At 57.6% G+C, this 24,499-nt stretch carries 20 protein-coding genes and 1 pseudogene; 4 read left to right on the plus strand and 17 right to left on the minus strand.

The genetic code is table 11. From position 1 onward, the window contains the following. Positions 1-85 precede the first annotated feature (85 nt). On the plus strand, positions 86-1,783 hold the full coding sequence (locus DCN14_RS37440; protein WP_021161050.1) for a phage integrase family protein: 1,698 nt from the start codon (positions 86-88) through the stop codon (positions 1,781-1,783). A gap of 264 nt (positions 1,784-2,047) precedes the next feature. Further along, positions 2,048-3,079, plus strand: a pseudogene (locus DCN14_RS37445) (IS1182 family transposase); the annotation flags it as partial. Positions 3,080-3,380: 301 nt separating this feature from the next. On the opposite strand, the gene DCN14_RS37450 reads toward DCN14_RS37445, so the two are convergent. The 9 genes from DCN14_RS37450 to DCN14_RS37480 form a co-directional block, all read right to left on the minus strand. Further along, positions 3,381-6,317: a DEAD/DEAH box helicase family protein gene (locus DCN14_RS37450; RefSeq protein WP_096506407.1), complete on the minus strand. Its 2,937-nt coding sequence runs from the start codon at positions 6,315-6,317 to the stop codon at positions 3,381-3,383. Positions 6,318-7,612: 1,295 nt separating this feature from the next. Then, complete coding sequence (locus DCN14_RS37455) at positions 7,613-8,620, minus strand: MBL fold metallo-hydrolase (protein WP_096506408.1); 1,008 nt, start codon at positions 8,618-8,620, stop codon at positions 7,613-7,615. 27 nt (positions 8,621-8,647) lie between these two features. Next, positions 8,648-9,334 (minus strand): response regulator, encoded by a 687-nt coding sequence (locus tag DCN14_RS37460; protein ID WP_096506409.1) that lies wholly within the window; start codon positions 9,332-9,334, stop codon positions 8,648-8,650. Continuing rightward, on the minus strand, positions 9,334-11,481 hold the full coding sequence (locus tag DCN14_RS37465) for an ATP-binding protein (RefSeq protein ID WP_096506410.1): 2,148 nt from the start codon (positions 11,479-11,481) through the stop codon (positions 9,334-9,336). The genes DCN14_RS37460 and DCN14_RS37465 overlap by 1 nt, the downstream gene beginning before the upstream one ends. After that, positions 11,400-12,782 (minus strand): type I restriction-modification system subunit M, encoded by a 1,383-nt coding sequence (locus DCN14_RS38335; RefSeq protein WP_143331247.1) that lies wholly within the window; start codon positions 12,780-12,782, stop codon positions 11,400-11,402. Before DCN14_RS38335 ends, DCN14_RS37465 begins: the two co-directional genes overlap by 82 nt. 535 nt (positions 12,783-13,317) lie before the next feature. Beyond that, positions 13,318-13,446, minus strand: coding sequence for a hypothetical protein (locus DCN14_RS39090; protein ID WP_258179664.1), 129 nt, complete (start codon positions 13,444-13,446; stop codon positions 13,318-13,320). Positions 13,447-13,788: 342 nt separating this feature from the next. Next, a complete protein-coding gene (locus tag DCN14_RS37470) occupies positions 13,789-13,986 on the minus strand; it encodes a hypothetical protein (protein WP_059889267.1) in 198 nt (65 codons plus the stop codon). A 146-nt stretch (positions 13,987-14,132) separates the two neighbouring features. Further along, complete coding sequence (locus tag DCN14_RS37475) at positions 14,133-14,432, minus strand: type II toxin-antitoxin system RelE/ParE family toxin (RefSeq protein ID WP_059889265.1); 300 nt, start codon at positions 14,430-14,432, stop codon at positions 14,133-14,135. Further along, the gene (locus DCN14_RS37480) at positions 14,422-14,667 is read right to left on the minus strand and encodes a type II toxin-antitoxin system ParD family antitoxin (RefSeq protein WP_059889264.1); all 246 of its coding nucleotides are present in this window, start codon (positions 14,665-14,667) and stop codon (positions 14,422-14,424) included. The genes DCN14_RS37475 and DCN14_RS37480 overlap by 11 nt, the downstream gene beginning before the upstream one ends. Positions 14,668-15,413: 746 nt before the next feature. Here DCN14_RS37480 and DCN14_RS38530 point away from each other — a divergent pair. Further along, positions 15,414-16,493 carry a hypothetical protein gene (locus DCN14_RS38530; protein ID WP_205212627.1) on the plus strand — a complete coding sequence of 360 codons (1,080 nt, stop codon included), beginning with the start codon at positions 15,414-15,416 and terminating at the stop codon, positions 16,491-16,493. Here the strand turns inward: DCN14_RS38530 and DCN14_RS38340 are convergent. Then, positions 16,474-16,677 carry a hypothetical protein gene (locus tag DCN14_RS38340; protein WP_059889261.1) on the minus strand — a complete coding sequence of 68 codons (204 nt, stop codon included), beginning with the start codon at positions 16,675-16,677 and terminating at the stop codon, positions 16,474-16,476. The genes DCN14_RS38530 and DCN14_RS38340 overlap by 20 nt on opposite strands. Continuing rightward, positions 16,674-17,687: a DNA-binding protein gene (locus DCN14_RS37490; protein WP_059889259.1), complete on the minus strand. Its 1,014-nt coding sequence runs from the start codon at positions 17,685-17,687 to the stop codon at positions 16,674-16,676. Before DCN14_RS37490 ends, DCN14_RS38340 begins: the two co-directional genes overlap by 4 nt. Before the next feature lie 158 nt (positions 17,688-17,845). On the opposite strand from DCN14_RS37490, the gene DCN14_RS37495 reads away from it, so the two are divergent. Next, complete coding sequence (locus DCN14_RS37495; RefSeq protein WP_059896513.1) at positions 17,846-19,018, plus strand: tyrosine-type recombinase/integrase; 1,173 nt, start codon at positions 17,846-17,848, stop codon at positions 19,016-19,018. A 563-nt stretch (positions 19,019-19,581) separates the two neighbouring features. Here DCN14_RS37495 and DCN14_RS37500 read toward each other — a convergent pair. The 6 genes from DCN14_RS37500 to DCN14_RS37525 form a co-directional block, all read right to left on the minus strand. Further along, positions 19,582-19,800: a 4-oxalocrotonate tautomerase family protein gene (locus tag DCN14_RS37500; RefSeq protein ID WP_059896515.1), complete on the minus strand. Its 219-nt coding sequence runs from the start codon at positions 19,798-19,800 to the stop codon at positions 19,582-19,584. 58 nt (positions 19,801-19,858) lie between these two features. Next, positions 19,859-21,067, minus strand: coding sequence for a PatB family C-S lyase (locus DCN14_RS37505; RefSeq protein WP_059896517.1), 1,209 nt, complete (start codon positions 21,065-21,067; stop codon positions 19,859-19,861). Between the two features lie 380 nt (positions 21,068-21,447). Then, positions 21,448-22,554, minus strand: a complete 1,107-nt coding sequence (locus tag DCN14_RS37510) for an alkene reductase (protein WP_172441919.1) — start codon at positions 22,552-22,554, stop codon at positions 21,448-21,450. Positions 22,555-22,709: 155 nt separating this feature from the next. Then, positions 22,710-23,390, minus strand: coding sequence for a DsbA family oxidoreductase (locus tag DCN14_RS37515; protein ID WP_059896520.1), 681 nt, complete (start codon positions 23,388-23,390; stop codon positions 22,710-22,712). A gap of 69 nt (positions 23,391-23,459) precedes the next feature. Then, on the minus strand, positions 23,460-23,801 hold the full coding sequence (locus tag DCN14_RS37520; RefSeq protein ID WP_011548518.1) for a carboxymuconolactone decarboxylase family protein: 342 nt from the start codon (positions 23,799-23,801) through the stop codon (positions 23,460-23,462). A gap of 126 nt (positions 23,802-23,927) precedes the next feature. After that, the gene (locus DCN14_RS37525; protein WP_011695171.1) at positions 23,928-24,491 is read right to left on the minus strand and encodes a TetR/AcrR family transcriptional regulator; all 564 of its coding nucleotides are present in this window, start codon (positions 24,489-24,491) and stop codon (positions 23,928-23,930) included. Positions 24,492-24,499 lie beyond the last annotated feature (8 nt).

Consider the following 24,499-nt stretch of genomic DNA (forward strand, 5'->3'; position numbering starts at 1 on the left):
AATCCTGGCGGGACGTCTTTCGTGATCGGTACAGAGATAACGCACATTATCAGTCCGTCATCGAATTTGTTCTAAACTGGTAGTCATGAAAACGTGCGACACCCTCCCCATCGACAAAACCGAACGTGGCTTTCCCGACGAAGCCGAACTCGCGGCATTGCGCAGCTGGTACGCCGGCCTGGACGCTAGGGCAGCTGTCGCCCGCTATCTGGGCGACCGAAGAGCAGCCGGAACGTCCTCGCGCGGCGTGCTCGGCCGGATTCGTCGGCGGCTCGTCGCGTTCGCGCAGGCGCGCCATCGCGGAGATCTGGCAGGCGTCTTCGTCGATCGCCCAACGAAAGCATCGGCGGATCGGGTAGCCGGCACAATCGAGATGCTGCGCAATCTGCCGGAGCCCGTGCCGATGATCGCCGATCACGTCAACCTGTGGCTGCCCGCACGCATTGCCGGGGCTCTACATGCCCACGGCATCTGGACGCTGACCGACCTGACCGTGCGGATTCCGCGGCGACGTCGCTGGTGGTCGGCGATCGCCGGACTCGGCGTCGCCGGCGCGCGTCGCATCGAGGCGTTCTTCGCCGCGCATCCGGCGCTGACCGAACGGGCGCGAGCATTGATCGTCGCAGCGCCGTCGAGCAGCATCGTGACGTGGGAACAGCTGCGCGTGCCACACGAGGTCGACGGTTCGCGCGGCCAGTTCCGTGCGCCGCAAAGCGCCTGCCTGCTGAAGGCTTCGAACGACTATGAGGCGGTTAAATCCTGGCTGTCGCTGCACGAATCGGCCGCCACCCAGCGCGCTTACCGGAAAGAGGCCGAGCGCCTGATCCTGTGGGCGATCGTCGAGCGCAGCTGCGCACTGTCGTCGCTCACCACTGACGATGCAATCGCCTACCGGAGTTTTCTGCGGCGGCCGACACCGCGCGAACGCTGGGTCGGGCCATCGCGGCCGCGGCAAAGCGTCGAATGGCGGCCCTTCACCGGTCCGCTGTCCGCACGCTCGGCGGCATACGCACTGAACGTCCTGTCGGCGCTGTTTCGCTGGCTGGTCGAGCAGCGCTACGTGCTCGCGAATCCGTTTGCCGGCGTCAAGATCAAGAGCCAAGTCCAGCGTGCGGGGCTGGACGTGTCCCGTGGCTTCTCCGAAGGCGAGTGGTTGTTGATCCGCACGCTGGCCGACGGCCTCGAGTGGTCGTACGGCTGGAGCGAAGCAGCCGCCCAGCGCCTGCGATTTCTGCTGGACTTCGGGTACGCGACCGGTCTGCGCGCGAGCGAACTGGTCGGTGCGACGCTCGGCGATATCCGCCGCGACGAGCACGGCGATCACTGGCTGCACGTGCTCGGCAAGGGCGGCAAGCTCGGCAAGGTGGCGTTGCCGCCGCTCGCCCGCACCGCGCTCGATCAGTCTCTCGTGCAGCGCGGACTGCCGGTCACGCCGACGCGTTGGAACCCGGCGACGCCGCTCGTCGCAAGCCTCGAGGAGGATCGCGCCCACATTGAAAGCACGCGGCTCTGGCGCGTGCTGCGCCGATTCTTCGTGCTGGTGGCCGACACGATCCAGAACGAACGGCCGGCGACCGCTGAGAAGCTGCGGCGCGCGAGCCCGCATTGGATGCGTCACACGCACGCGTCGCACGCGCTCGCGCGTGGCGCCGAGCTGATCATGGTGCGGGACAACCTCCGTCACTCGTCGATTTCGACGACGTCGACCTATCTGCATAGCGACGAGGTGCAGCGAGCTCGGCAGTTCGATCAGGCATTTCGTTCGCCGGATCTCAAGCGGTAGGTGGGAACCAATCCCTTATGGCGCTTTTGGAATAAGTGCCGGCAATTTCATAACTTCAATGCTTATGATAGGAAATTGCGCTTACCTTGTTGATACCCCCTTACGGTCGGGCTTCGAAGTCTATGATGCGAGTTGACAAATTTAATCCGGACATATGCGAATTGACGACTTTATTTTGGTAAGACCGTCAATAAAGTCGCCAATTCAGGGTCCGGATGCCTAGATCGGCGGGATTCTGGAGTGACAGATTTATTTCGCTCTACGTTGGTCGCCATCGATGGAAGCAAGTTCAAGGCATCCAATACGCGTGACCGCAACTTTACGACTGGCAAGATCGACAAGCGGCAGCAGCAAATTGAGGAAAGTATCCAACGCTATCTCAGTGCACTGGAAACGGCTGATCGGACCCAACCTCCCGAGGTGGAAGCGAAGACAACTCGGCTGCGAGAGAAAATTGCTCAATTACAAGGGCAAATGCGCCACCTCGAGCAGGTCAAAGAAGAGTTGAAGACGCTGCCTGATGGGCAGATCTCGCTGACTGATCCCGATGCTCGCTCCATGGCGACAAGCGGTCGTGGCTCGGGGATTGTGGGCTACAACGTGCAGGTAGCCGTAGATTCCAAACACCATCTCATCGTTGCTCACGAGGTCACAAATGCCGGCAGTGATCGGGCACAGCTCAGCCCGATGGCACAAGCTGCTCGTGACGCCATGGGCAAAACCAGATTGAAGGCTATCGCTGATCGAGGGTATTACAGTGGTCCACAGATAAAGGCCTGCGAGGATGCTGGTATCGCAGCCATTCTGCCTAGGACCACGACGTCAAGCGCAAAGGCTCACGGTCGCTTTGATCGTGCAGACTTTATCTACATCGCCCGAGATGACGAATACCAGTGCCCGGCCGGGCAACGTGCGATCTACCGATTTACCGGTCTGGAACATGGCATGTATCTGCGCCGCTATTGGAGTAGTGCATGCATTGGTTGCGCACTGAAGCCGCAATGTACGCCAAGCGACTACCGGCGGATTACGCGCTGGGAACACGAGTCAGTACTGGAAGCTGCGCAGCGAAGGCTGGACAGAATGCCGGATGCGATGACGGTGCGAAGGCGGACTGTCGAGCACGTGTTCGGGACGTTCAAACACTGGATGGGCTACACGCACTTCCTGACTCGTCGGCTTGCCAATGTGAGCACCGAAATGAGTCTGCATGTGCTGGCGTACAACCTCAAGCGCGTAATAGCGATACTTGGGTTCGCGAAAACCATGAAGGCCATGAGGCTGGTGGGTGCGTGAAGCACCCAAAATTCGCCGTATAAGCTGTACGCGGTCCGCAACGAGGATTGAAATTACACCAGCATTCGTGGCCTATCGAATTGCTGCGACGATGCAGCACGGAATCTATGCCCCGGCAACTCTGCGTTTCGCGTTTCCACACAGCCTCGACCCGAAGCGGTCTTTCGATCCCGCGTACCGTTTATGGCGGCTTTCGAGTGCAACGGCGGTTCGAGCAATCGTGTCGGTCTGCCGGTTCTCGGCCATTGCGGTCCTCGTCAAGTTGGTCACGATTGCTCGCTCTCGCACGCTCTTATAATATCTATCTGCTCACAATTACTTTTAACTCCGTGCCGGATATATTTTTGAGATACATGTAACTGCTCCCAAGCACAGTCAGCATCTCGTCCGTAATCCGGGCTTCCGAAATGGCGGGCTGGATAATGAAAAAGCCTATCCTGACCTCCAGGTCGCGACATTTATTTCGCAACAGATCGAGTCTTGCCGGAAGCCCCTTCAGAATTCGATCGAAGCCGTTCTCAAGTGACGTACCATATCTATCAAGAAGCTGCCTGAAAATAGCCTCACCAGTGTGCAACCACTTCACCGATCTGCTCGCCTGACCCGTTACGATGTACGTGTCGTCAACCCGCGCGCCCGGCTTAGCGTCCTTGCTGCAGTACTTGCAATGGTAAAAATCAATTTGAATGTGGTCGTTATTCTCGTTTATCGCGACTAGGTCGGCGATTTCGCCGGCGCCGTCGTCGTTAAAGATCAGCTCATAAGCGCCCTCTATTTTTGAAAACGTGAATCCTTGAACAGTATCCAAATCGCGATCTTTTCCCATGGATTCTTTGTTTATTTTTGTTTCTCCCCAGTCCCAGCTTGAGAGAAGTGCCTTTGGCAACTTAACATTGAGGGTCTGCGGGCTGTAGTAACGATAGTTGCCCAAAATAATTGAGCCGTCTTGTTTTAGGATCTTAATTGGATTATCATCAAGATATTCGGAAAAATAACGTTCCTTTCCGTAGATTATCTTGATATCCCCGCAGTCGATTTTATATCCATCGACTTCGAGTGTGATATCGACACGACCAACCGCTCTCTCTGCCCCAAGCTCGTCTCTAGTCAGAACTGGAATTCGCAAGATGCGATCCGTAACGCGAACAGGATAGCCGAGCCTAAGATCCAGCAATTTATAAGCAACACCATTGGCTATCAGCGTAACCCTGTGTTCCACTTCAATATAAATTGATTCCGGCCAGTCGGCATAAAACAACCCATCTGGCCAGATTCTTTCGATTTTCTCGGAGCGAATCACGTTATTTAGTATGTCTCTCGTATCTATGTCCGCGTTGTTGATTTTCTTTGATACTGAGTCGCACCACTTAACCCAATAATCAATGGTCTCCGAGTTCATTTCCCATAATTTACCCTTGTATGAGCATCCTGCAGTCGTTTTGGATCCTTCCTCAAAACCAATTCCGAAGATATTGGATTTGATAGCGGTTCCGTTTTCGAGGTCGTCCATCACGGAATTAATGTCTCGACCAACATGCATGGTAAAGCGGATGTCGCGAGTGCCGCACGTAAGGCCAACGTTTTGAAATTTTAATAGGTTAATGTTGTGCAGAATGCGAAACGTTTTCTCTCCAGCGATTTTTTCGGAGTTCGTGGAAATTAGGTTCTTAAAGACTGCAGACTGCCCCTCGTCGCCGGAAGTGCTTATAAACAGTGTCGCATCTTTTTTCCGGTAATAGGCAAGATACAGATGCCAGTCTGTCGCTGAGATCGCGGCGGTGTTCGCCCAAGAAACGGAGGACTCGGCGCGGGTCACTGCCATCACTAGGGTTTGGTCTTCATTAACCGAATAAAGCCGCACTTCTTCGCCTTTTGATCGCATTTCCGCAGCGCCAAAAGGCTTCCAGTCTATCTGGGCAACCCTGTAAGCCACGGCACTCACGTTGGGGGTTGGATTCAATGCAATTATTTTCTCACCGTCCTCCATGTCCTCAAACTGCGCCTCAAACTTCTCTCGCTCCAATTCACGGCCGATCTTTTTTTCACTTACCTCGCGGATAATAATTCCCCAGTCCGCACTTTCAGAATAAAGTGCGGCCATTTGATTGTCGACTTTTTGATTCGCGATGTTTGCGACAAACTTGGCCGCTCCCAATAGATCATTGACGCGGGTAAGTCTTCCGATGAATTGAAGCGTGACGGCTGGGCTACAGTGCTGGTCATGAAGGGCAGCAATTTTTAGTTCGGGAAGGTCGAAGCCTTCGCCAAGCATGTTCACGCAGACGATGATTCGATGTTGTCTGTTTTTTATTCTTTCGATGATTTTATCTTTTTCTTTCACGCCGCTATATACCAGCACCGGAGAAAGATCATTGTGCTCTCTGTACAAATCATAGATCTTTTTTGCCTTCGATATCGAGTTGGCGCGAGCCATCAGAAGATGATCTTTGCCAGACTCAAGATCTGCGCGAAGTAGCGCCACCGCCTTATTTGCGATTGCCAGATCGGAGAGGGAAAATTGATATTCTCTGACCGGATGAAATTCTATGGCTTGAAAATAGCCATCTTCTTGAGCATCTTTCAGGGAGTAGTTATAAATTATTCGACCATCTAAAGTCTGCTTATCCTCCCGAAACGGCGTGGCTGTGAACTGAATGCACGGCTTTCCTTTAAACGCTGTTTTTATATTTCGCCAAGTTTTTGCCGCGACGTGATGTGCTTCGTCGACGATCAAGTGGCTTACGAGGCTTACTAACTGTGCCAGCTGGTCTCCGTGGGTCAAAGTTAATGCATTTGGTGTGGATATAACGACGTTACTCAAGGCGATGTCGAGAAGATCATCTTTTGTAAGGGCTGCTTTAATGGTGAAAACTTTTGGGGATAGCGTTTGCTCGTCAATTGCCCGAAAGTCGCGAATGTTTTTAAGTTCTAATATTTTTTCCGATGTTTGCGATCGCAACGCATCGGACGGAACTATGATTAGAGTCCTTGGGAAAGCACCCGCAATAATTAGGGAAAAAATCGCATCAGTCTTTCCGGTCCCGGTGGGCATGACTATAGTTGCAGGTCGGTCCGGTGCCGATGTCAGGTGGCATAGTGCCGCGAAAAGCGCCGCTCGCTGGGGTTTTCTAAACCCTCGATTATTGTTCAGATCGGTTGGCTCGATGATTTTAAGTTGATTATCGACCCAACTTCTGTAAATGGCGTTTTCATCATACATATTTTTATCTATTGGCATGCGGTCCTCGGCTAATTTTCATGGCGCTCGATTAACGATCAGGAATACGATGCCCATAATAACGCAACCTTTATCAATGCGGCTTGAGTGTCGGGCGAGCTCTTGACCAATGCAACCAGAGCCCAGTCGAAGATCAACAGACAGTACAGAGTACACACCCGAATGCTGTGGAATCCAATGTCCGCGGTAGTAGAAGTCAGCTTGCAGGAAAGCCGTTGCCAACCGCGGCATGGTTAACGACACCCGAATGTCCGCAACGGCCTAAGAAGGAGTGCCCGTCTTCAACAGTCAGACGGCCGGTTACTGGGGCAGAGCCGACGCCCGAACGTCCGACCGCCGATCCATGTGAACGGCGGGTTGTGGCCGAGGCCGTGTCAAAACGCGAAATTACCCGTTTTTCGGGTGCCGCTTTACCCTTCCCGAAGTGCCGCGAGGCCGATACAGAGCATTCTGGCGGGTCGCTTTCTCCATTGGCCGGCCCCGGCACACGTTTTTACACAGCCTCGGCCGGGAGGAGCCGGACGCCGTCGGCCCGAATGTCCCGCAACATCACTTTTCTACCATACGTGACTGCGCCTGAGGCAGAGAGCGTCCGTCTGAACTCATCGCTTCCACCGGACATGCGGTGCGCTGGGAATCGGTCTAAAAATCAGGACGTTCCCGCTGGAACGCTTGGTCCACTACGCGAGTTGACAAATTTAATGCGGAAGTAGGCGAGTTGAAGACATTATTTTGATGGGACCGTCAATAAAGTCGTCAATTTGCGGGCCTGATGCCTTGATCCACAAGGATTCTGGAGTGACGTTATTGTTTTGCTCGACGGTAGCCGCAAAATCGAAAAGTTCGGGGGTCTTTGCGCTCTGCGAAGACTGTGAATCTGAATGGAGCCATCCCGACGAAACACATGACGCAGAGCTTGCCTCGCGAGACAGACACACCTTTGCACGCTATCTACGCCCGGACGAGTTAATGGCGCATTCATGGTATTGCCATGTCCTGAACAAGTAACTGTCGCAGGTATTCGGTCCCCGTCAAGACGGTGCTCGATACACGCTTACGCCGCCTCAACTCGCTCGTCAAGACGGGCTGGCTGGTCGCTTACCGACGATAGTCAGAATCGACCGCAAGGCGTTGCTACGGAAGGCTTTGCGGCGAAACTGCCAGAATTTGCACGAAAAGGACGAGTAGGCCGAATCGGAAGCCGACTCGTCGCTATCTTCAGTTCGCGCTACGACGTCCGAGTGCGGAGACGACGGACAACGGGCGAACGAAAATGCCAGCTGGCAAGATCTTCGTTAGGACCCAGGCAATCTCGGTACTGCAGGTATGCAGAGTGGCGAGGGAAGATTGCGCACAAAATTCAAGTGTGCGGTTCTCGCAGGGCGATCTATCTGTGAAGCAGAAAGATCGATTGTGACCGAGCCAGAACAACATGCATTCTTCTCAGCGCCTGCAGAGAACCGCTCACTAAGGTGCCCAATCGCTCTCGGAGCGTCAGCTGAGCACCGTTGTGACAACTGGGTGCACATGATCTCGACCCCGGCCGTGAGTCGCCTGACCCCCGCAATTACGTCTGGCCTAGGGTTATCATGCTTTCCCCGTCCGTTTGAAAAGAGGATTGTTTTTGCCTTTGCCGAGTTACAGAGTAATTCAATAAAACGGAGCAACGCCACGTCTCCGGATGTTCCCGGATTCCCCCCGTGATGTGGAAATACAAGGAAGTCGCAGGACAAATCGCAGCTGTGTCTCACAATATCTTTGAGCGTTACTTGATCCATGTCGCCACAGAGTAAAACGGTAGGATGCCCTTCCCACAATATCCTGAACACAGCGCTCATAGAGTTTGAGGTGATTTTCCGTTCGTCCTCGTCTCGCGACCCCGCCCCTTTCAATGCGAGACTACGTGACGGCGATAGTATTTCGACAGTACTTCTCTCGAGGGTCTCTGTTTCCACGCGCCCGGATACGATGCTCGTGAAAACCTTCGTCTTTCCCGAGCAATGCGCTTGATCCAGCAGTTTGACAAGATCCCCCCAGATCCGACTGTTCTTCGCTGCATCTGGGTTTAGATGCACCTCGGTAACGTCAATGCTACCCGAGGCAAGCAGAGCGACCAGTCCCGAAATATGATCCTCATCCGAGTGAGAAATAAAAACGGCGTCGACCGTCGAAATATTCTCCTTTTCGAGATATTGCAGCAGGCTGGCACCTGAGGCCGCATCAAACACCACTACCTTATCCCCGTCCTCTAGGATCGCACAGTTACCGTGCGAAACATCCACTATTGTCAGGCTATGTTTCATTTTCCGATCGACGGTCCACTTTTCTTTTTACTCAACTGACCATTCAGTGATGTACAGATCTTGCTCTCGGTCGCAACCGAGGTTTACCTGTGCATAGCCCCTGAAAATATCGCCGTGGTCGAGCGTCCTCTCGATAACATCGAAGACCACACTATCCTGCCGAGCCACATCGCATGTAATTGCCACGTGGGGATTCCAGCCGGGAACAACGACACCCAAGCTCAGCGTTTCATTATTGAACCGAACACACCTTTCGACACGGACCAGCGTGCGCCACGGTCGGCGCTCCCCGGAAAAGTTTCCGCTGAATTCTTTGAGGCATGTGGCAAACCCCTCGCGCACTGACTCATCCGACAGTTGCTGTGGCTCCAGAATAACCGGGATGAAACGTCGGAGTGCCCTAACCTTCTCGGCCACCGCAGAATACCGTGAGCACAGTATGGCGGGCATACACCTCCGGTAAAGCTTGGCGACAATTACATCGCCGTCTACGGGCGAATAGTTTTTCATGGTGAGGTGATAATCACAGACAACCGCATCATGGCCCGCACGCAGAGTACCGAGGAACTCGTCGACCTGTCGAATCGGACCGCTGACCTCCTCCGGGATCAGGTCGAGGTCCTCCACTGGATAGCGATACATCTGCCTAACCGCCTCATCATCATCAATCAACATCACCCGGTCAACGGTGCTCTCCAGGATTTGCAAGCTCATTATTTGGCCCCCAGTATTGGTAGACTGATTGTAATATGGGCGCCCCCACGCTCCCCGTTCGCAATGGCAGAAACTTGGCCACCCAGATCCTTAACTGTATCCCTGACGATCGTCAAACCGAGTCCGGTGCCATCCGGCTCGGTCGTGATGCCCGGCAGCCAGATTTCTCTGACTTTAATGTCGCGGATACCTGGACCATTGTCCAGTACGTGAATATGACAAACGTCACCGTCTATCTCCGTTCGAACCTCGATTATTCGCTCCGGCCCAGAATGTCGTCTGAATGCATTAAGTGAATTATTCATAAGATTAGCAATTATCGATTCCAGGGCCGCTTCACTGGCACGTAAGTATGGCGAATCACTACAAAAACTCTCGATCACTTCCGTATCGCGGCCCGTCGTAAATGGCGCAAACAAGCCAATGACACCATGCAGCGTCTGATGGATGTCAATTTTCGCTGATCGCCGCTTGCTTGCCTTGACTAGATTCAACGTGGCCGTACCTAGCGTTGCCAACGCCCTAATCGACTTCTCCATTCGGGTCAGTAGCGTGAGCAACTCTTCCTGCTTCTCAACGCTAACCAGTTTTCGAATTCGTCGGTGCAAGGTAGACATGCCGAGATCAAGGACTTTGATCGGATTTCCATGTGATTCGTGTGCGAACGTTGCGGCAACAATCCCCGCCGTACTCAGCGTTCGATACAATTGGATATCCTTCCTCAAGATCTCCGCCTCCCGATCCCGCGAGCGCTCGTAGCCAGAAAAGGCCTGCTGCAGAGAAGAGCGCACGCTCTCGGGCGCCATCGCGATGGCGTCTTCCACTCGGACGCGCTCCTGGAGCAGGGCCTTCGGCACTTCGTCTTTCTCTCTCCTACGCCTTTTTTCCGCTTGCGCAAGACGCCACTTCGCAAGCCATTCCAGGCAGTCGGCTGCGAACCGCTCCAGTGATTGAAAATGCGAATCCTCGATATACCCAGATCGATCAGTTTTCTGCCTCAACTGAAAAGGGCCGGAGTTACTCACCTTCATCCGACCAATCGACGTATTCGTGCTAGGCCGCTCTTCTGGGCTACGCGCACGAGCGAGATTCAAGCCAAGCCAATCGTCACCCGCATTCCCGTACGGCGCAACACGGATGCCATTTTCGTAGATATGGACGCCACCAAAGGCATTCAGCCATGCACGAATTTCTCCCAGTGCAGCGGCGCGCGCATTGAATGCCTCTCGACCAAGTAGGAATATCCAGAAGTCAAACGCCGCAGGAGGGCACAGGTACCGCTGCTCCCCGTCTCCACGTTGCAGATCCGCGTGCTCCGCTTGTGCCAGGGTATTGCCCTTCCAGTCCTGCAATTTTGCAGTCGCATAACCGTGCTCATCAACGCCCGCCACAAGATGATACTCTGCATCATCGAAATACTTATTCTTGAGAAGATTCTCGATCTCTGCAAACTCGGGGGCACTCAGTGTCACAACAAAATCGCCGCTGCGCTCGTCAAAGGGATCTGTCAGCAGCAGAAGTGACCGTGCGAGCCTGCGTAGTTCATGCTCACGCAAAGGCATCCGGAGCTCTTGAAGCTCGATTTTTGTGCCATGGCCCCCTCGGTCATTCTTTTCGATGTCAATGGTCAGATCCACCTCGTCGACCGTTCTCGCATTCTCGAATGCGTGCCAGTCGATATTGAGTCGATTAAGTCGACGGGAGTTACCTCGCACAATGGACACAAGCTCAACCTTGTGCCCGAGGCGCAAGGCTGACAAGCGCCCCAAGCCCTTGCTACCCGCTGGAAATCGACCGGACCCGGTGACGGTCTGGCTCGACTTCGAAGACTTCCCTAGCACAAGCCATCCGTCTCGAATATCTTCGGCGCTCATTCCGTCGCCGTCGTCCGCGACTATTACCTTCCCTCCCACGTCGGACGTACCTTCGATTAGGATGCTGCACCGCTTAGCGTCCGCGTCATATGCATTCTTGACCAATTCGAGAATACTCTGGTCCGCAGACTGGTTAAGCTCCTCCCCCAGTCTGACCAATATTCTTGGAGAAAACCGGAAATGAGCTGAAGTCATACTTTCCCCGTGGGTATCGGCATTTTCTTGAGTGCCGTCGTCGTCAGATGGCGGCAACGGATAGTGACATCGATCCATCGCCGGGTAACAGGATCCACCAACGCTCGTGCGATGCGTCTGCACTCTGCAAGTGAGATAACATGCGGCTTGATAACGATCAGGTGATTTTCAACCGCAACCGGTTCCTTGCCCGAGATCACCGTGGTAATTAGTCGGTCGCGGTCCGAAGGGTTTGAAGTTCGCCTAACGACGACAAACGGTGGCATAACGACCGTCCCCGGGAAACGCCGCTTCAGACGCACATCTGTTTCGCCAAAGGCGGGGGCATTGTTGACGTCCAGATAGGACCGCCAAGGCCCCCGATTCTTATGTCGATGTGGAACCACCGCTCCAACTGTGACGGTTGCCAAATCCGAAAGCGATACGCCCTCGGAAGTTACCGCACACCTAGTTGCAGGCCACTCCGCTCGCTCGCGTTTGGCGCCCTCGCACTTGGTAAGGTGCAGCACAAATACATCAACGTCAGTTGCCGGATCAAAGCGCCCATGCAACTCAACCTGATGAATCTCGGCCTGGGCCGCAATTGCAGCACGCCATCGGCCGTAGCGCGTCCCGGATCTCAGTACATCTGGCAGGATGGCTGAAATCTGCTCGCCTGGGCGAGCATTCTTGATGGCGAGTTCCAGGAATGCGCCCGCCATCTGTATTCGGCCAGATGACCAGGTCACCCAGCTCGGGGCGACTTCCGAGACAAACGGCGGGTTCATTAGGTAACAACATGGCCGCCGAGACGAGCGAGCCGCAGACAGGAAGTCCCCTGTCCGGATGCCCGGAAAATATTCCCCCCAATCGAGGAAAAGACTATCGGACTCCAATCCAGACTCGTGCCGATACAAAGCAAGCAAGACCAGCCTGCGCTTTGCCGTCTCGACAAAGACCTCATGCAAATCTGTACCGTACAGACGCGTGCCCCAGTCCTGCAAGGTGTCATGCACGCTCGCTCCGATCGGCATCAGCTTTGCCGCCTGAATTAGCAGGTCCCCAGCGCCGCATGTTGGGTCATACACTGCGTATCCGGCATCGATTTGGTCGCGCAAACAACTCGCGACCTTGCCGGCCAGCGCATGTCCGGAAAAGAATATCCCGTGCCGAGTTCGCGTCTCACGATCGACTAACGATTCCACCGCTCTTCCGGCCGCTCCGTCGAGCAGCGCGTCATTGCGAGATGCGGTATCACGGAGAAATGCCTCCGTTTGTTTCAGAATGAGATCGCTAAACTCAGCGTATCGCTCCACACCCAAAAATGGCATGCCGGCTTGTGGGCCATCTACCTGAGTTGATGGCAATACGCTTAAAATAGAATTCTTGTCAGATGCCATCTGCGTAACTTTGATTCAACGGTTGCCTATGGGCCGCAGCCAATATACCGCATATCCTCCACCTTCCTCGCTTTTCGCAAACATGGTGCCATACCACGCGGCCGGCGCAATGTTCCTGCCCCGTTTGTCGAGCTGTGGGCGTGGTGAGCGTTCGCTCCCGCGCCGTCGCATCCCCGGACGTGCTCCTACAGCGCGGCCGCGTAGTCCGTCGAACCACGGCCAGCCGAGTTCGCACCCGGCCTCCAAAGCGCCTTCGCCCGAAAGATTCTGATGAGAGACGACCAGCAGCGACCTCTCGTCTATGACCGGCTCCTGCGACTACATACTCACAGGAGAGCGCATCCGGCTGGTCGCCTCTAGATTGGCGACGAGTTCGATCGTCGGCGCGCGATAGCAATGGCACAGCGCATCGAAGACCGCGTTTTGCTCTGCGATTAATGCGTGTTTCATCCCGGCGGGTAGGGCGCGACCCAATGCGCAAACGGCGCCCACTGGCGGTGTCCAAGTTGCGCAGCTGCTGCCCGCCGCCGGCGCATCACCGAACACCCGCGCCGGCGACTGCGATCACCGCTGCGTGACTGCGGCGCCAGGGAAACAGGCTGACCGCCAGTTCGGATTGCTCCTGCGCGAGATCCAGCGGATTCCAAGTTTGCTCGCCGTCCATACTCTCCCATTATTGCGAAAGCTCCCGCTCCTGGCAGGCGGGCTCGGGTCAATGCAACGAATCGAAGACAGCAGCCTCATGGCGACCTGTATCGCTGTGAGCCACCATTTTGGCGGCGGCCTCATCGGAGCACATCTTCAAAAAGAAGTGCGCGAATAAGACGTTCACCTTCGCTGTGCTGCGCTCGCGCTCACTCAAATACTCGGGTTATCTCTGCTCTTCCGAGACGTAATTCGGCCTTTCGGCAATTTAAATAATTAAACGCAATGCCGATAAGCGGAATTAGTGGCATTGACGGCGCGTACAAAAAAACCCGGCAAAGCCGGGTTCTCGCTGCTCGGACTACGCAGTCTCGCTTACGGACGCAAACTTCGGCAGCGGTATCCGCTGCGCGTTCATGTCCTTTTCCGCCTCTTCCCAAATGAGGTCGAGAACGTTCCTATCGCCGGTGTCGACGTCAACACCCAGTGCCCTAGCGGCATCGCGCCAGGCTCGGCTCCACGCTTCTTCGCGCTTCGCTTCTTCGCGGTCGATAAACATTGACCGTTCTCCACAGGTTTGCCGGGAAGGTGCACCTGCTTGCCGGCTGCCGGACGCTTCACGCCACGATAGCGATCTCGCGAACTCCGGCGACACGATTCTACAGGGGTCTGAACTGTTCGTCACTTCTGGCGTGGCTGCGGCCGCTACAGGTGCCGATCGACATCCATCCGTTGATGCAGCACCCGAATCACGTCCAAGGTGTCTGGCGTTTCGCGATAGAACACCACGTGTGACCCGACTGGGTAGCGTCGATAGCCGGCGCCCGCACGGCTCGGCCGCCCCAAGCCCTGACTGCCGGCCAGCCGCTCGAACGCAGCGACCAGCTCGCCCACGTAGCGCTCGGCCTGTTCGAGCGACCAGCGTTCAACAGTGTAGCGCCAGATGCCCTCGAGATCGGTCTCGGCCAGCGGCGTCAGCCGTACCCTACGCGACTTAACCGGCATGCTTGGCCCGCATTCGGGCAAAGAACGTCGGTCCATCAAAGGCCTCCGGCATGCCCGAGGCCTCGCCGGCCTTCAAGGCTTCCTGCAGGACACGAAGTTCCGTTTCCTGCGTCTCAAGCAGGCGCAACCCCGCCCGCACCACGTCGCTGGCCGAGCCGTACCGCCCGGAGGCGACCTGGGTGTCCACAAACTGGCTCAAGTGATCCCCCAGCGAGATTGATGTATTGCGTGACATCGCGCCCTCCTCATGACCGTCCCATCATATACCAAATTTTGGTATCAGCGTAGGTGTCAAGATTCCCGGTCTCGTCCCTGATAAGCGGAGTTATCGCAAGTCACGACGCGCCAGGAAACTCGGCCACCGCAGGGTTGCGTGCAACTTCAGCTTAAATGGAGGGGCCCGCATCGGATTGCGCCAAGTCCGGACGGCGCACTTCGTGGCTACACTGTTCTGTCGACTCGCATAGCTCACTATCGGCGTGCCGATTCAGCCGATGGGTTCGTAGCACCTGAGGTGCACAACCGACGAGTCAGCAACAGAACATGAAAAATCGGATCGCGTAGTATTCATATTGGCTTCGATGGCCGGTTAGGAATACGCCAGCATTCGCGCTCGCACTTGGCGAGTCGCCGACGGCCTTTCAGTGGTCGTCCCTCGGTGCGCTCCCACCTTGGCTGGATTGCGCGCTCGTCGTGCCGCGGCCGCGCCTGTGCCTGGCTTGCCTAGCGGCTGGCTACCATGCCGCGCTGTTTTCCATCTCGCTGCTCGATACGTGCCCGATTCGCGGCATGCCCCTCGTCGATCGCTGCCACTGCGGCGCGCCATTTCCTGCGAGGTTGCGCTCGCTGACCGACTACGGGACGGCAGGCAGTTGCCGATGCGGTCGACTGCACTTTTTTACCCACGACACTTGCCGCCACCCCGTGCTGACGCCGGCCGCGACCCGTTGTCTCGATCCAGTTGCCGCTTGGCTGGACGCGATGTCGAGTCTGATCCGCCCCGCTCGACTGGAGGAGGCCTTGCGTCAACCGACGGCCGACAGCATCGCATGGCTTGCCGCCGCTGCCGACACGCTGGGCGTGCCGTTTCCCGCGTGTTTCCGGACGATTCCCTCGATCCGAGCCGCGGCAGTAGCGTACGGCACTCGGGTTTCCGTCGTACCGTTGCGTCGCCCCCTTTCGTGGGAAACCGTCGCGCGACACAACGAGCGGACATCGTATTGGCCGACGACGCCCGCCATCACGGTTTACCGAGCGCTGGCCCGCCTTGTCCGACGACATCTCTCACCTGGCAGCATGCGTTGGGTCGCTGGTTTCATCGACGCCTGCGACTCGCTGATGATTGCGGAGCAGGTGGCCCGTAGCCGTCGCGCGCGTCAAGCCTTTGTCGAGTTGCTCTGGGGCCGTGCGACCGAGTCCGGCATCGAACAGCGGCGCTGGCCCGATCGGCCGCCGCCGGAGGGGGTTAGAGCGAATTTCGTCGAGCCGGTGGCAGCCGATTGCCTAATCCGAGGCGCGGCGGATGTCGAGGCCGACGCCCGACACTGGCTCGCTTGCCATGCCGCGCGCGTGAGCCTCGGTGCCGCTTGGCGCGACGCGCAAGCGCGCGCGATGGCTACTGCGCGATCCGGTGTGGCCGACTGGTCGGCCACCGCATCCATCACGTCCTGGCGCGACAGCGCTTGGCTTGCGCGCGTGACGCCCGCCGGGCTTGCCTTCGTCTCCTCAAGTCAGGCGAACTGGGCAGCAGCCAACCATGTCGACAAAGCGACGCGTCAGGCGACCGATGCGGCCCGCCGACAGGTGCGTCGAGACACGATGTGGGCGGCCAGCCGGGGCGCGTGCCTGACCTGGTCCGACGACGTTGGATGGCACGTGATCGACGCCATCGCTCCAGCCGATGGCGATCTGCGGCGGCGCAGACTATTGGGGCTGCCTGCTGGACGCCCTTCGTGCTGGCTCTATCGGTCCGCCGACGTCCGACGAAGTAAAAGTTGTTCTGTTGCGGAAGTAAAACTTGTACCAGCCGGCCATCGTGCAATCAGAACAACTGCGTGGTGAGTGTTGAAAGATTGCCCCATTTCACCGCGCTCCGGAAAAGTCTCCCGTCCTCGTTGACCGACTCGATGATCACGCGCTGACCACGCGCCTCCGCCACCACGCGCACAACACGCACGCCGTAACGCATCAACGCGCCGATCTCCGGACGGACCGACCGGCGCCGCGGTCGTTTGACGGTTCTCATGTCCCGGCGGCTCCTTTGCGGGCACCGCGCAGGGACTTCACCGCGCCGGCGGCGGCACGGCGTGGCTTGCGGCGCTCCGGTGTGCGGCCCGTCGCACTGGCCGACTTCTGTCGCAGCGCGCCGATTGTCTGGGTCTGCGCATCATGGCTCGCCTGCAGGGCCACCAGTCGCCCCTCCAGTACGCCCGCATGATGGCGCAGGTCACCCAGTTTCGCCTGCAGGGCCTGGATTTCCCCCTGTGCGCGCTCGCCGTCGCGCATTATGCGTTGCTGCGCGCTTTCAAGGTCACGCTGAAGCCGTGAAGCCACGCTGCGCTCGCGCTCGATCTCAAGCAGCGCACGTTTCTCCGCCGCCTGCAGACGCGTTTCTGCCAGTTCGGCGCTCGCACGCACCTTGTCGAGTTCAGCCGCGAAGTCAGCGCGAGTCTGTGCGAGTGCAGACTCGCGCTCACGGCCGTCCTGCTGCAGACGCGCAATTTCGCCTTCCAGCGCGCTGCGTGTCGCGCCGGCAGCGGCCAGTGCCTGTTCGAGCTCGCTCACCTGAACCTGCGACGCGAGCAGAGCGCTCGAGCGTTGCTCGAGGGCGGCTTCCGTGCGCTCGAGATCGCCCCGTAGCGTCGCGACCGAAGCCTCCGCGGCAAGTCGCGCTTCCTCCACCTCGTCGCGCAGTGCGGCGAGCGACGCTTCGGCCGCCGACGCGGCACGCTGCCACAGTGCGGCCACAAGCTCGCCGGCGGCGCCCTGCAGATCCTCGGGCAGGTCGGCGTGCTCAATCCGCACGCGGCTTTTTTCGCGCAGGGTTGCCCAGAACTTCGCCAGTGCCTCGGCCGGCGCGCTCATGCTGCCCTTCCGGACCAGCTGGTAGAGCCGGTTCGCGGTCGGTGTGATGCCGTGGCGGAAGAACAGCAGCACGCAGACCTCGCGATACAGCTCTTGTGTATTCGGAAACTGCGCGCGCAACTGATCGATTTCGACCTGCAACTGCGCCTCGTGGACGGTGGACGGATCCATGGTGAGCTTTTTCGGGAAAGATATTGGTAAATAATACAACGTATAACGTTGTCTTTCTTTGCTACCTTCCCATACTTTTGACATTATCCGTATAATGTTGAAATGTCGGCATGGACATGCGAAAATCGCCGCGTCTCACCCAACGTCATACTCGCGCCATGCAGATTGCCCTGATCGCACCACGGCCACTCGATGCACTCGAAATTCCCGCCGCACTGGATGGCCGGGACGGCATCAACCGCGCTCCGGGCCGGCGACAGATCACAGCCAACGACGATCTGAGCGCGATCCGCGCGTGGCTCGCGCGCGTCGTCGAGACGAAAACCACCTTCGAGAACTACCGCAAGGAAGCCGAGCGCCTGCTGCTGTGGTCACTCGTCGAGATCGGCAAGCCGCTGTCGTCGCTCACGCACGAGGACCTGCTCGCGTATCAGCGCTTTCTCGCCGATCCGCAACCGCGCGGGCGCTGGGTCGCCAGCGGCCGCAAGTTCCCGCGTCACGATCCGCGGTGGCGGCCGTTCCACGGTCCGCTCGCCCCCACCAGCCAGCGTCAGGCCATCGTGATCGTCAACGCCCTGTTCGCCTGGCTCGTCGAGGCCGGCTACCTCGCCGGCAACCCACTCTCGCTCTCACGCCAGCGGGCACGGCGTGCCGCGCCGCGCGTGACGCGCTTTCTCGAGCGCGATCTCTGGCAGGAGGTCAAGGTCTACATCGACAGCCTGCCGCGCGTGACAGACCGCGAACGCGAACGCTACTGGCGCGCGCGGTGGCTGTTCACCCTGCTCTACCTGGGCGGCCTGCGGATCACGGAGGTCGGTACGAACACGATGGGCGACTTTTTCTGCCGGCGCGATGCCGACGGGCACGAGCGCTGGTGGCTCGAAATTACCGGCAAGGGTGAAAAGGAGCGCCTGGTGCCCGCCTCCGCCGAGATGATGGTCGAACTCGGACGCTACCGGCGCGAGCGCGGTCTGCCGGTCCTGCCGGCCCCACGCGAACACACTCCGCTGGTGCTGCCGCTTGGCAAGTCCATGAAGCCGCTCACGCGCGCGGCGCTTCACACGATCGTTAAGGGCATCTTCGCGGGCGCTGCGGAAAAGCTGCGCCTGCGCGGCGAGGACTATGCCGCGCGCGCGGCTCAGCTCGAGCGGGCGTCCGCGCACTGGCTGCGCCACAGTGCGGGTTCCCACATGGCCGACGGCGACGTTGACCTGCGCATGATCCGCGACAACCTTGGACACGCATCGCTCACCACGACGAGCCTGTATCTGCATGCAGACGACGACGATCGGCATCAGGAAACAGAGCAGAAACACCGCATCGACTGGTAGCCCAGCCGCCTACCCCGAGGAAGAACAGTACGTAGAGGAACTGCGAGCCAGCCGGATGTTGCTCCCGTGGCGGGTAGTTTCGCGCGGTATCATCGACGCTCTTTATAAAGCATGACTAACGCCCGTGAGCCAGCGATGACCAGCTATGTCCAGGTAAGGGCCTGCCCAAATCCCAACGGCTTTGTTACGTAAATCAGCTCGGGGCGAAACTACCCCAAACCCCAGACGGATTTATGCCATAGCGTGTTGTTTGATCTGCTGGAACACTCTTCAGCGAATTCAACATCCTTTATGAAACCGCTTCTTAGACGAACCCGGTAGACTGGGTGCCACTGCATCAATGCGGTACGTCGAATGGGCGTTCGGGTGCCTTCGGCAATGCCGGCACAGAATCGTCTAACTCGGCGCCGCGCAGGAAATGCCTATCCGGTGACCTGGCCCACTCGATCAATCGCGCTGGCTGCGCGTTATAGGTAGCATGCCGTGGAAGCAATGAAAAAGGGCTCCAACGGCGTAAGCGATGGTCGCTTCACTGCCGCTGGAGCCCGTTCAGGGCCGGCCAGTTACTGGCCTGCGGCCAGTGCCTTAACCCTCTCGGTTGTTAGTGCGTTGCCGGCAATGCCCCAGTCACCGCTCTTTACTTCTTCAACGATAACCCAGGTAACGGGCCGCATGTTTTCGCCCTCGATCGACACCATGGCGTCGGTAAGGGTAGAAATGATCTTTTCCTTGTCGGCTGCGGAGAAAACGCCTTCGATGACTTTTACATTAATGAGCGGCATAAGTGTTCCTTGGGTTCGTTTGAATTGATGCTGCTGTCTTGCCTTACGTCTGCTTGATTCAATGGTATTGCTTCACAATTGCATCGCGGATTCGTTCGAGGGACAGCCGAAGCTGCGCCCGAGGACACGCAAGATTGAGTCGCACTCTGCGGTCGCCGTTCTCAACGAACATTTCTCCGCCCTCCAGGATGACGCCCGCCTTCTCAAGGAAGAATCGCGTGAGGTTGACCGAACCGTCGAAATAGGCCCCAATGTCGATCCACGCCAGATAGGTCGCTTCCGGAACGCGAAATTTTGCTTTTGGCAAGTGATCGCTCAGAAAGCGTTGAGTCAAGGCGAAGTTCTCGTCCAGATACAGCCGCAGCGCATCCAACCACGGAGCGCCATCGCGATACGCGCCGATGGCGGCGGCGAGACTGAGCGGGTTCACGAACGGGTAGTGGCGGCGTTTCCACTCCGAGCGCAATTCCGGGTCCGGGATGATGACGGTTGCGATCATCATTCCAGCGAGATTGAACGTCTTGCTAACGGCCATGCACGTGATGATGTTGGGACTGCCCGGGAACAGTTTCGCCAAAGGCGTGTGTGCATTGCCCGTTCTCAGCAGGTCGCAATGGATCTCGTCGGAAACAATCTTCACACCGTTTGCGATACAGAGTTCGCCCATGCGACGCAGTTCGTCGTTTGTCCAGATTCGGCCGGTCGGATTATGAGGGTGGCACAGGAAAAAGAGCTTCACTGCCGGATCACTAACTTTCGCTTCGAAGTCGTCGAAGTCGATCGTGTACTGGCCATCTTCGGATGCGAGCATGCGCGACGTCACGAACTCGCGGCCGCGCTGCAGCGCCGCGTGTTTGAAGTATCCATAGGCCGGCGTCAAACTAAGCACTTTGTCGCCGGGGCGGCACACGTACTCTACAAGCGCGAAGAGGGCTGGTATGACGCCGAGTGAGACCTGCATTTCCTCGCGGGCGAATTGCCAACCGTATCGTTGCGCACACCAGGAGTGGAAAGCCTGATAGAGCTGCTCGTCCAGGTCCGCCGTGTAGCCGAAGATGGGATGTTTGAGGCGCTCGGTAATGGCATCGATGGCGGCATCGGGGGCGGCGAATTGCATGTCGGCGACCCACATCGATATCAGCTCTTCTCTCGGCATCTCGAGTGCAAGTGCAGGTGCATCCGCTCCGAACAGATAATTCGCGAAACCTTCCTCCGCCATTGCATTTGTGTTGCGGCGGGAGATCGAGCGATCAAAGTTATAGCCCATACTGGATTCTCCATGTACGAAATCAAGCATTCAACGAGCCTCGCGCGATGCAGCTGTTGGTCTATCGCACCGACGGACGACGGCATATCCGCTTGACTTTTCGGTCCCATGACGCGCAACAGTTTCGAAGGCCTGCATTGACGTCGATGGGGAGTCTGAATGTGGCATGCAACCTGAGGCGACGCGTCGACCGGCCCGGATCACGGTCGGCCGGCCAAGTTTCGCCAGATCTTCTGATGCTATTAAATGCCGATGTGAAGCACTTCGAACGACTTGAAAAAGTTGATTCGGAGACTTCCCATGCAAGCAGTCCGAGCCCGCCGTACCTCATCTCGCGTTCATGTCGGGGACCGGAATGATGCGTCGGCATTTCAGTCCGATTACGCGGGTTCCTGCTCGAAAGTCGGATAATCGGTGTAGCCCTTGGCACCAATGACGCCATAGAAGGTCGACCGATCGGGCTCCGTGAGCGGCCAACCGTTCTTCATCCGCTCCACCAAATCGGGATTGGAAATGAAGGCCGTGCCGAACGCGATCAGGTCAAGTTCTCCCTTCGCCAGTTCGGCTTCGGCGAGCTCCTGCGTGAAGCCGCCGGCGCCGATCAGCGTGCCTTGGTAGGCCTTGCGAAAGGCCGCACCAAAGCCATCCGGAGTACCTGCTGCCGAAATGGTCGTCTGATAGTTCAGGTGCACGAACGCCAGCTTCCGTTCGTTCAAGGCCGAGGCCATGCTCGCCCACGCATCCGCTTCCCCTTCGAAGGCCTCCATATCGTAGATGCGCCCGAACGGCGAGACCCGCACGCCCACCTTTTCACCGCCAATGGCGTCTGCCAGGGCGTCGATCGTCTCCAGCAAAAAGCGCTGACGATTAGCGATGGAACCGCCATATTGGTCGGTGCGGGTGTTCAGCGCGCTGCTCAGGAACTGGTCGAACAGGAAGGCATTGGCCGCCATCACTTCCACGCCGTCGAAGCCTGCGTCCATCGCCCGACGCGCGGATGCAACGAAGTCCTGAGTGACACGTTGCACTTCGTCCGTGGTCAGCGCACGCGGCACACTCGGAAGGACCGGGCCCTCCTTGCCGGGTTCTACCCACGCGTAGACCATGGTCGTGGTCGCCGGCACTTCGCCCGACGACACCGGAGCCGCATTGCCAGGCTGGATGGAAACGTGGGACAGCCGACCAACGTGCCAGAGCTGGGCAAAGATTTTTCCGCCCTTTTTGTGCACGGCGTCGGTGACCTTCCGCCATCCTTCCGTCTGCTCGTCGGTGTACAGACCCGGCGTATACAGATAGCCGCGGCCCTCTTCGGACACCGGAAGACCTTCGGTGATGATCAAGCCGGCGGAAGCACGCTGCGCGTAGTAGAGCGCGGTGAGATCGTTGGGAATGTTATCGGGCGTACGCGTACGCGTCATCGGTGCCATGACGACGCGGTTGGCGAGCTGCGTCCCGGAGAGATCGTAGGGCGTAAACAATTTACTCATCATGTTGCTCAAAATGTAGGTGCGCCAGGGCGCTGGTGAGTGTCGGGTTAAATGCGAAATGAAACGGATGGCTATCTAACAGCCGGGAATCTGCTTCACGCGCATTTCGGTCAGTCCGGAAAGAATCGATACCTTGTGAATGGGGGGCTGCCTGCCTAGTGAGCGCACCCGTCAATGCTGCAGCTCATGCCTCCGGTGTCTTCGCCTTCGTCCGGTACGTTCTCGGCGGAGTCGAACAACGCTTTTTCGAACACGGCGACTTCACGTGCGCCCGAGAGGTACGTTCGGTTGTTGAAGACAAACAACGGAACGCCATTTGCGATTCGATTTGCCTCTGCTTCATCTCGCGCGATTTCGGACACCATCTCGCGATCGTCGAAGGAGAGCGACGCAGCAGAAATGCCGATGCTCTTCGCAAGGTCGATGAGCGCGGCTCTATCGAAGATGTCAATCCCGTCGGTCGTCGCGGCCCGGTAGATCGCTTCGATCATCCGTTGTTTGTCTTCGGGCGTTTGGACACTTTTGACGAGTAGGTGCGCGTCGCTCGTATCGCCAAAGCGCATGGTCTCGAATCGGTAGTTCAGACCTTCCTGGGCTCCGGCCGAGCACACCGCATCCATCATTCTTTGCGCTGCTGTCGGGTTTCCGAACTTGGCATAAAGCGCGTCTGTAAAGCCAGTCGGAACCATGCCTCGCGCAAGACGGTAGGACTTGTGTGTCACGACCACGTCGACGTGCTGCGTCACGCCTTCTATCGCTTTTTCCAGGCGTCGTTTTGCGATCCAGCACCAGGGGCAGACAAAGTCCGACCACACTTCTACATTGACCCGCTTCATGTTTCATCCTCAGCTAGAAATTGCTGCCTAGTGGCGCTCCGCTCGCAGCGGTAGCGCCGGGTAGGACATTTACTCGCGACCGAGATGGTCCAGCGCGTCGAGCACATGAGTGCTATAGACCACAGCGGCGCCGGCATTGAGATTGATGGCGACACCAAGTGCTTCTGCAACTTCTTCCTTCGTCACACCGAGCTTGTTGGCTTCTGCCGCGTGAAAAGCGATGCAGCCGTCGCAGCGTGTTGTGACAGCGACTGCCAACGCAATCAGCTCTCGCGTCTTTGCGTCGAGATGATTTGTCTTGGCGCCGGCGGCACCGAGCAAACCAACGCCTTTGAGCGTGTCCGGGGTGTACCGTGCGAGTTCATGCACGCGACGGGTGACGGCGCCGATTGTTTCAGTCCAGTTTTCCATGGTTTTCTCCAAATAACAACCAACTAGTTGGTAGGGTAAATACTCAAATAAAAGAGCCATGTTCACGCGGAAAACGGCTCTGGCGCTGGGTGCAACGATGAATCGTTTGGGGAAGCGATCCCCTTTTTATGCTGCGGAGACGATGAGTCGAATGATGCCGCGGTCGAGCGTTTCGCCGTTCTTCATGGCCCACTCGACAAAGCTGGCTCCCTCTAGAACGCTCAATACCTGATACGCCTTCTGGCAGCTCCCCACACCGGCGGGGATCTCGCCGTCGCTGATGCCCTTGTCGATGACCCTGGTCAGCCAGCGCAGTTGCAGCTCGAAAAACCGGTGCGTGAGCTTCTGCAGTTCGGGCGGCAAAGCAGCCATCTCGGCGGCAAGCGCACCGCAGAGCGGGAGCAGGCTTCCATCACTGCTGGCGCGAAAGGTATCGAAAAAACCGTTCAAGCGGCCCCAGAAGTCCTCATTCTCGCGGTCGATTCGCTCGAACGCTTCCACCACTCTCGCGACATAGGCTTCCACAATCGCAACGCCCAGATCTTCCTTCGTCGGGAAGTGATGGTGAATGCTTGCCTTCCGGATGCCAACGGTTTCGGCCAGATCCGCATAACTGAAGGCGGCATAACCCCTCGAGCGCATCAGGCCTTCTGCAGCTTGAACCAACGCGTCGCGCGTACCTACTGCCATGCATCCTC

Source organism: Burkholderia sp. IDO3 (assembly GCF_003366075.1).
Lineage (GTDB): Bacteria > Pseudomonadota > Gammaproteobacteria > Burkholderiales > Burkholderiaceae > Burkholderia > Burkholderia anthina.

Bases quoted from the DNA above. Each gene is read 5' to 3' on its own strand.
- DCN14_RS37440 (WP_021161050.1), top strand. From the start codon at position 86: ATGAAAACGTGCGACACCCTCCCCATCGACAAAACCGAACGTGGCTTT.
- DCN14_RS37450 (WP_096506407.1), bottom strand. From the start codon at position 6,317: ATGCCAATAGATAAAAATATGTATGATGAAAACGCCATTTACAGAAGT.
- DCN14_RS37455 (WP_096506408.1), bottom strand. From the start codon at position 8,620: ATGAAACATAGCCTGACAATAGTGGATGTTTCGCACGGTAACTGTGCG.
- DCN14_RS37460 (WP_096506409.1), bottom strand. From the start codon at position 9,334: ATGAGCTTGCAAATCCTGGAGAGCACCGTTGACCGGGTGATGTTGATT.
- DCN14_RS37465 (WP_096506410.1), bottom strand. From the start codon at position 11,481: ATGGATCGATGTCACTATCCGTTGCCGCCATCTGACGACGACGGCACT.
- DCN14_RS38335 (WP_143331247.1), bottom strand. From the start codon at position 12,782: ATGGCATCTGACAAGAATTCTATTTTAAGCGTATTGCCATCAACTCAG.
- DCN14_RS39090 (WP_258179664.1), bottom strand. From the start codon at position 13,446: ATGGACGGCGAGCAAACTTGGAATCCGCTGGATCTCGCGCAGGAGCAA.
- DCN14_RS37470 (WP_059889267.1), bottom strand. From the start codon at position 13,986: ATGTTTATCGACCGCGAAGAAGCGAAGCGCGAAGAAGCGTGGAGCCGA.
- DCN14_RS37475 (WP_059889265.1), bottom strand. From the start codon at position 14,432: ATGCCGGTTAAGTCGCGTAGGGTACGGCTGACGCCGCTGGCCGAGACC.
- DCN14_RS37480 (WP_059889264.1), bottom strand. From the start codon at position 14,667: ATGTCACGCAATACATCAATCTCGCTGGGGGATCACTTGAGCCAGTTT.
- DCN14_RS38530 (WP_205212627.1), top strand. From the start codon at position 15,414: ATGTCGAGTCTGATCCGCCCCGCTCGACTGGAGGAGGCCTTGCGTCAA.
- DCN14_RS38340 (WP_059889261.1), bottom strand. From the start codon at position 16,677: ATGAGAACCGTCAAACGACCGCGGCGCCGGTCGGTCCGTCCGGAGATC.
- DCN14_RS37490 (WP_059889259.1), bottom strand. From the start codon at position 17,687: ATGGATCCGTCCACCGTCCACGAGGCGCAGTTGCAGGTCGAAATCGAT.
- DCN14_RS37495 (WP_059896513.1), top strand. From the start codon at position 17,846: ATGCAGATTGCCCTGATCGCACCACGGCCACTCGATGCACTCGAAATT.
- DCN14_RS37500 (WP_059896515.1), bottom strand. From the start codon at position 19,800: ATGCCGCTCATTAATGTAAAAGTCATCGAAGGCGTTTTCTCCGCAGCC.
- DCN14_RS37505 (WP_059896517.1), bottom strand. From the start codon at position 21,067: ATGGGCTATAACTTTGATCGCTCGATCTCCCGCCGCAACACAAATGCA.
- DCN14_RS37510 (WP_172441919.1), bottom strand. From the start codon at position 22,554: ATGAGTAAATTGTTTACGCCCTACGATCTCTCCGGGACGCAGCTCGCC.
- DCN14_RS37515 (WP_059896520.1), bottom strand. From the start codon at position 23,390: ATGAAGCGGGTCAATGTAGAAGTGTGGTCGGACTTTGTCTGCCCCTGG.
- DCN14_RS37520 (WP_011548518.1), bottom strand. From the start codon at position 23,801: ATGGAAAACTGGACTGAAACAATCGGCGCCGTCACCCGTCGCGTGCAT.
- DCN14_RS37525 (WP_011695171.1), bottom strand. From the start codon at position 24,491: ATGGCAGTAGGTACGCGCGACGCGTTGGTTCAAGCTGCAGAAGGCCTG.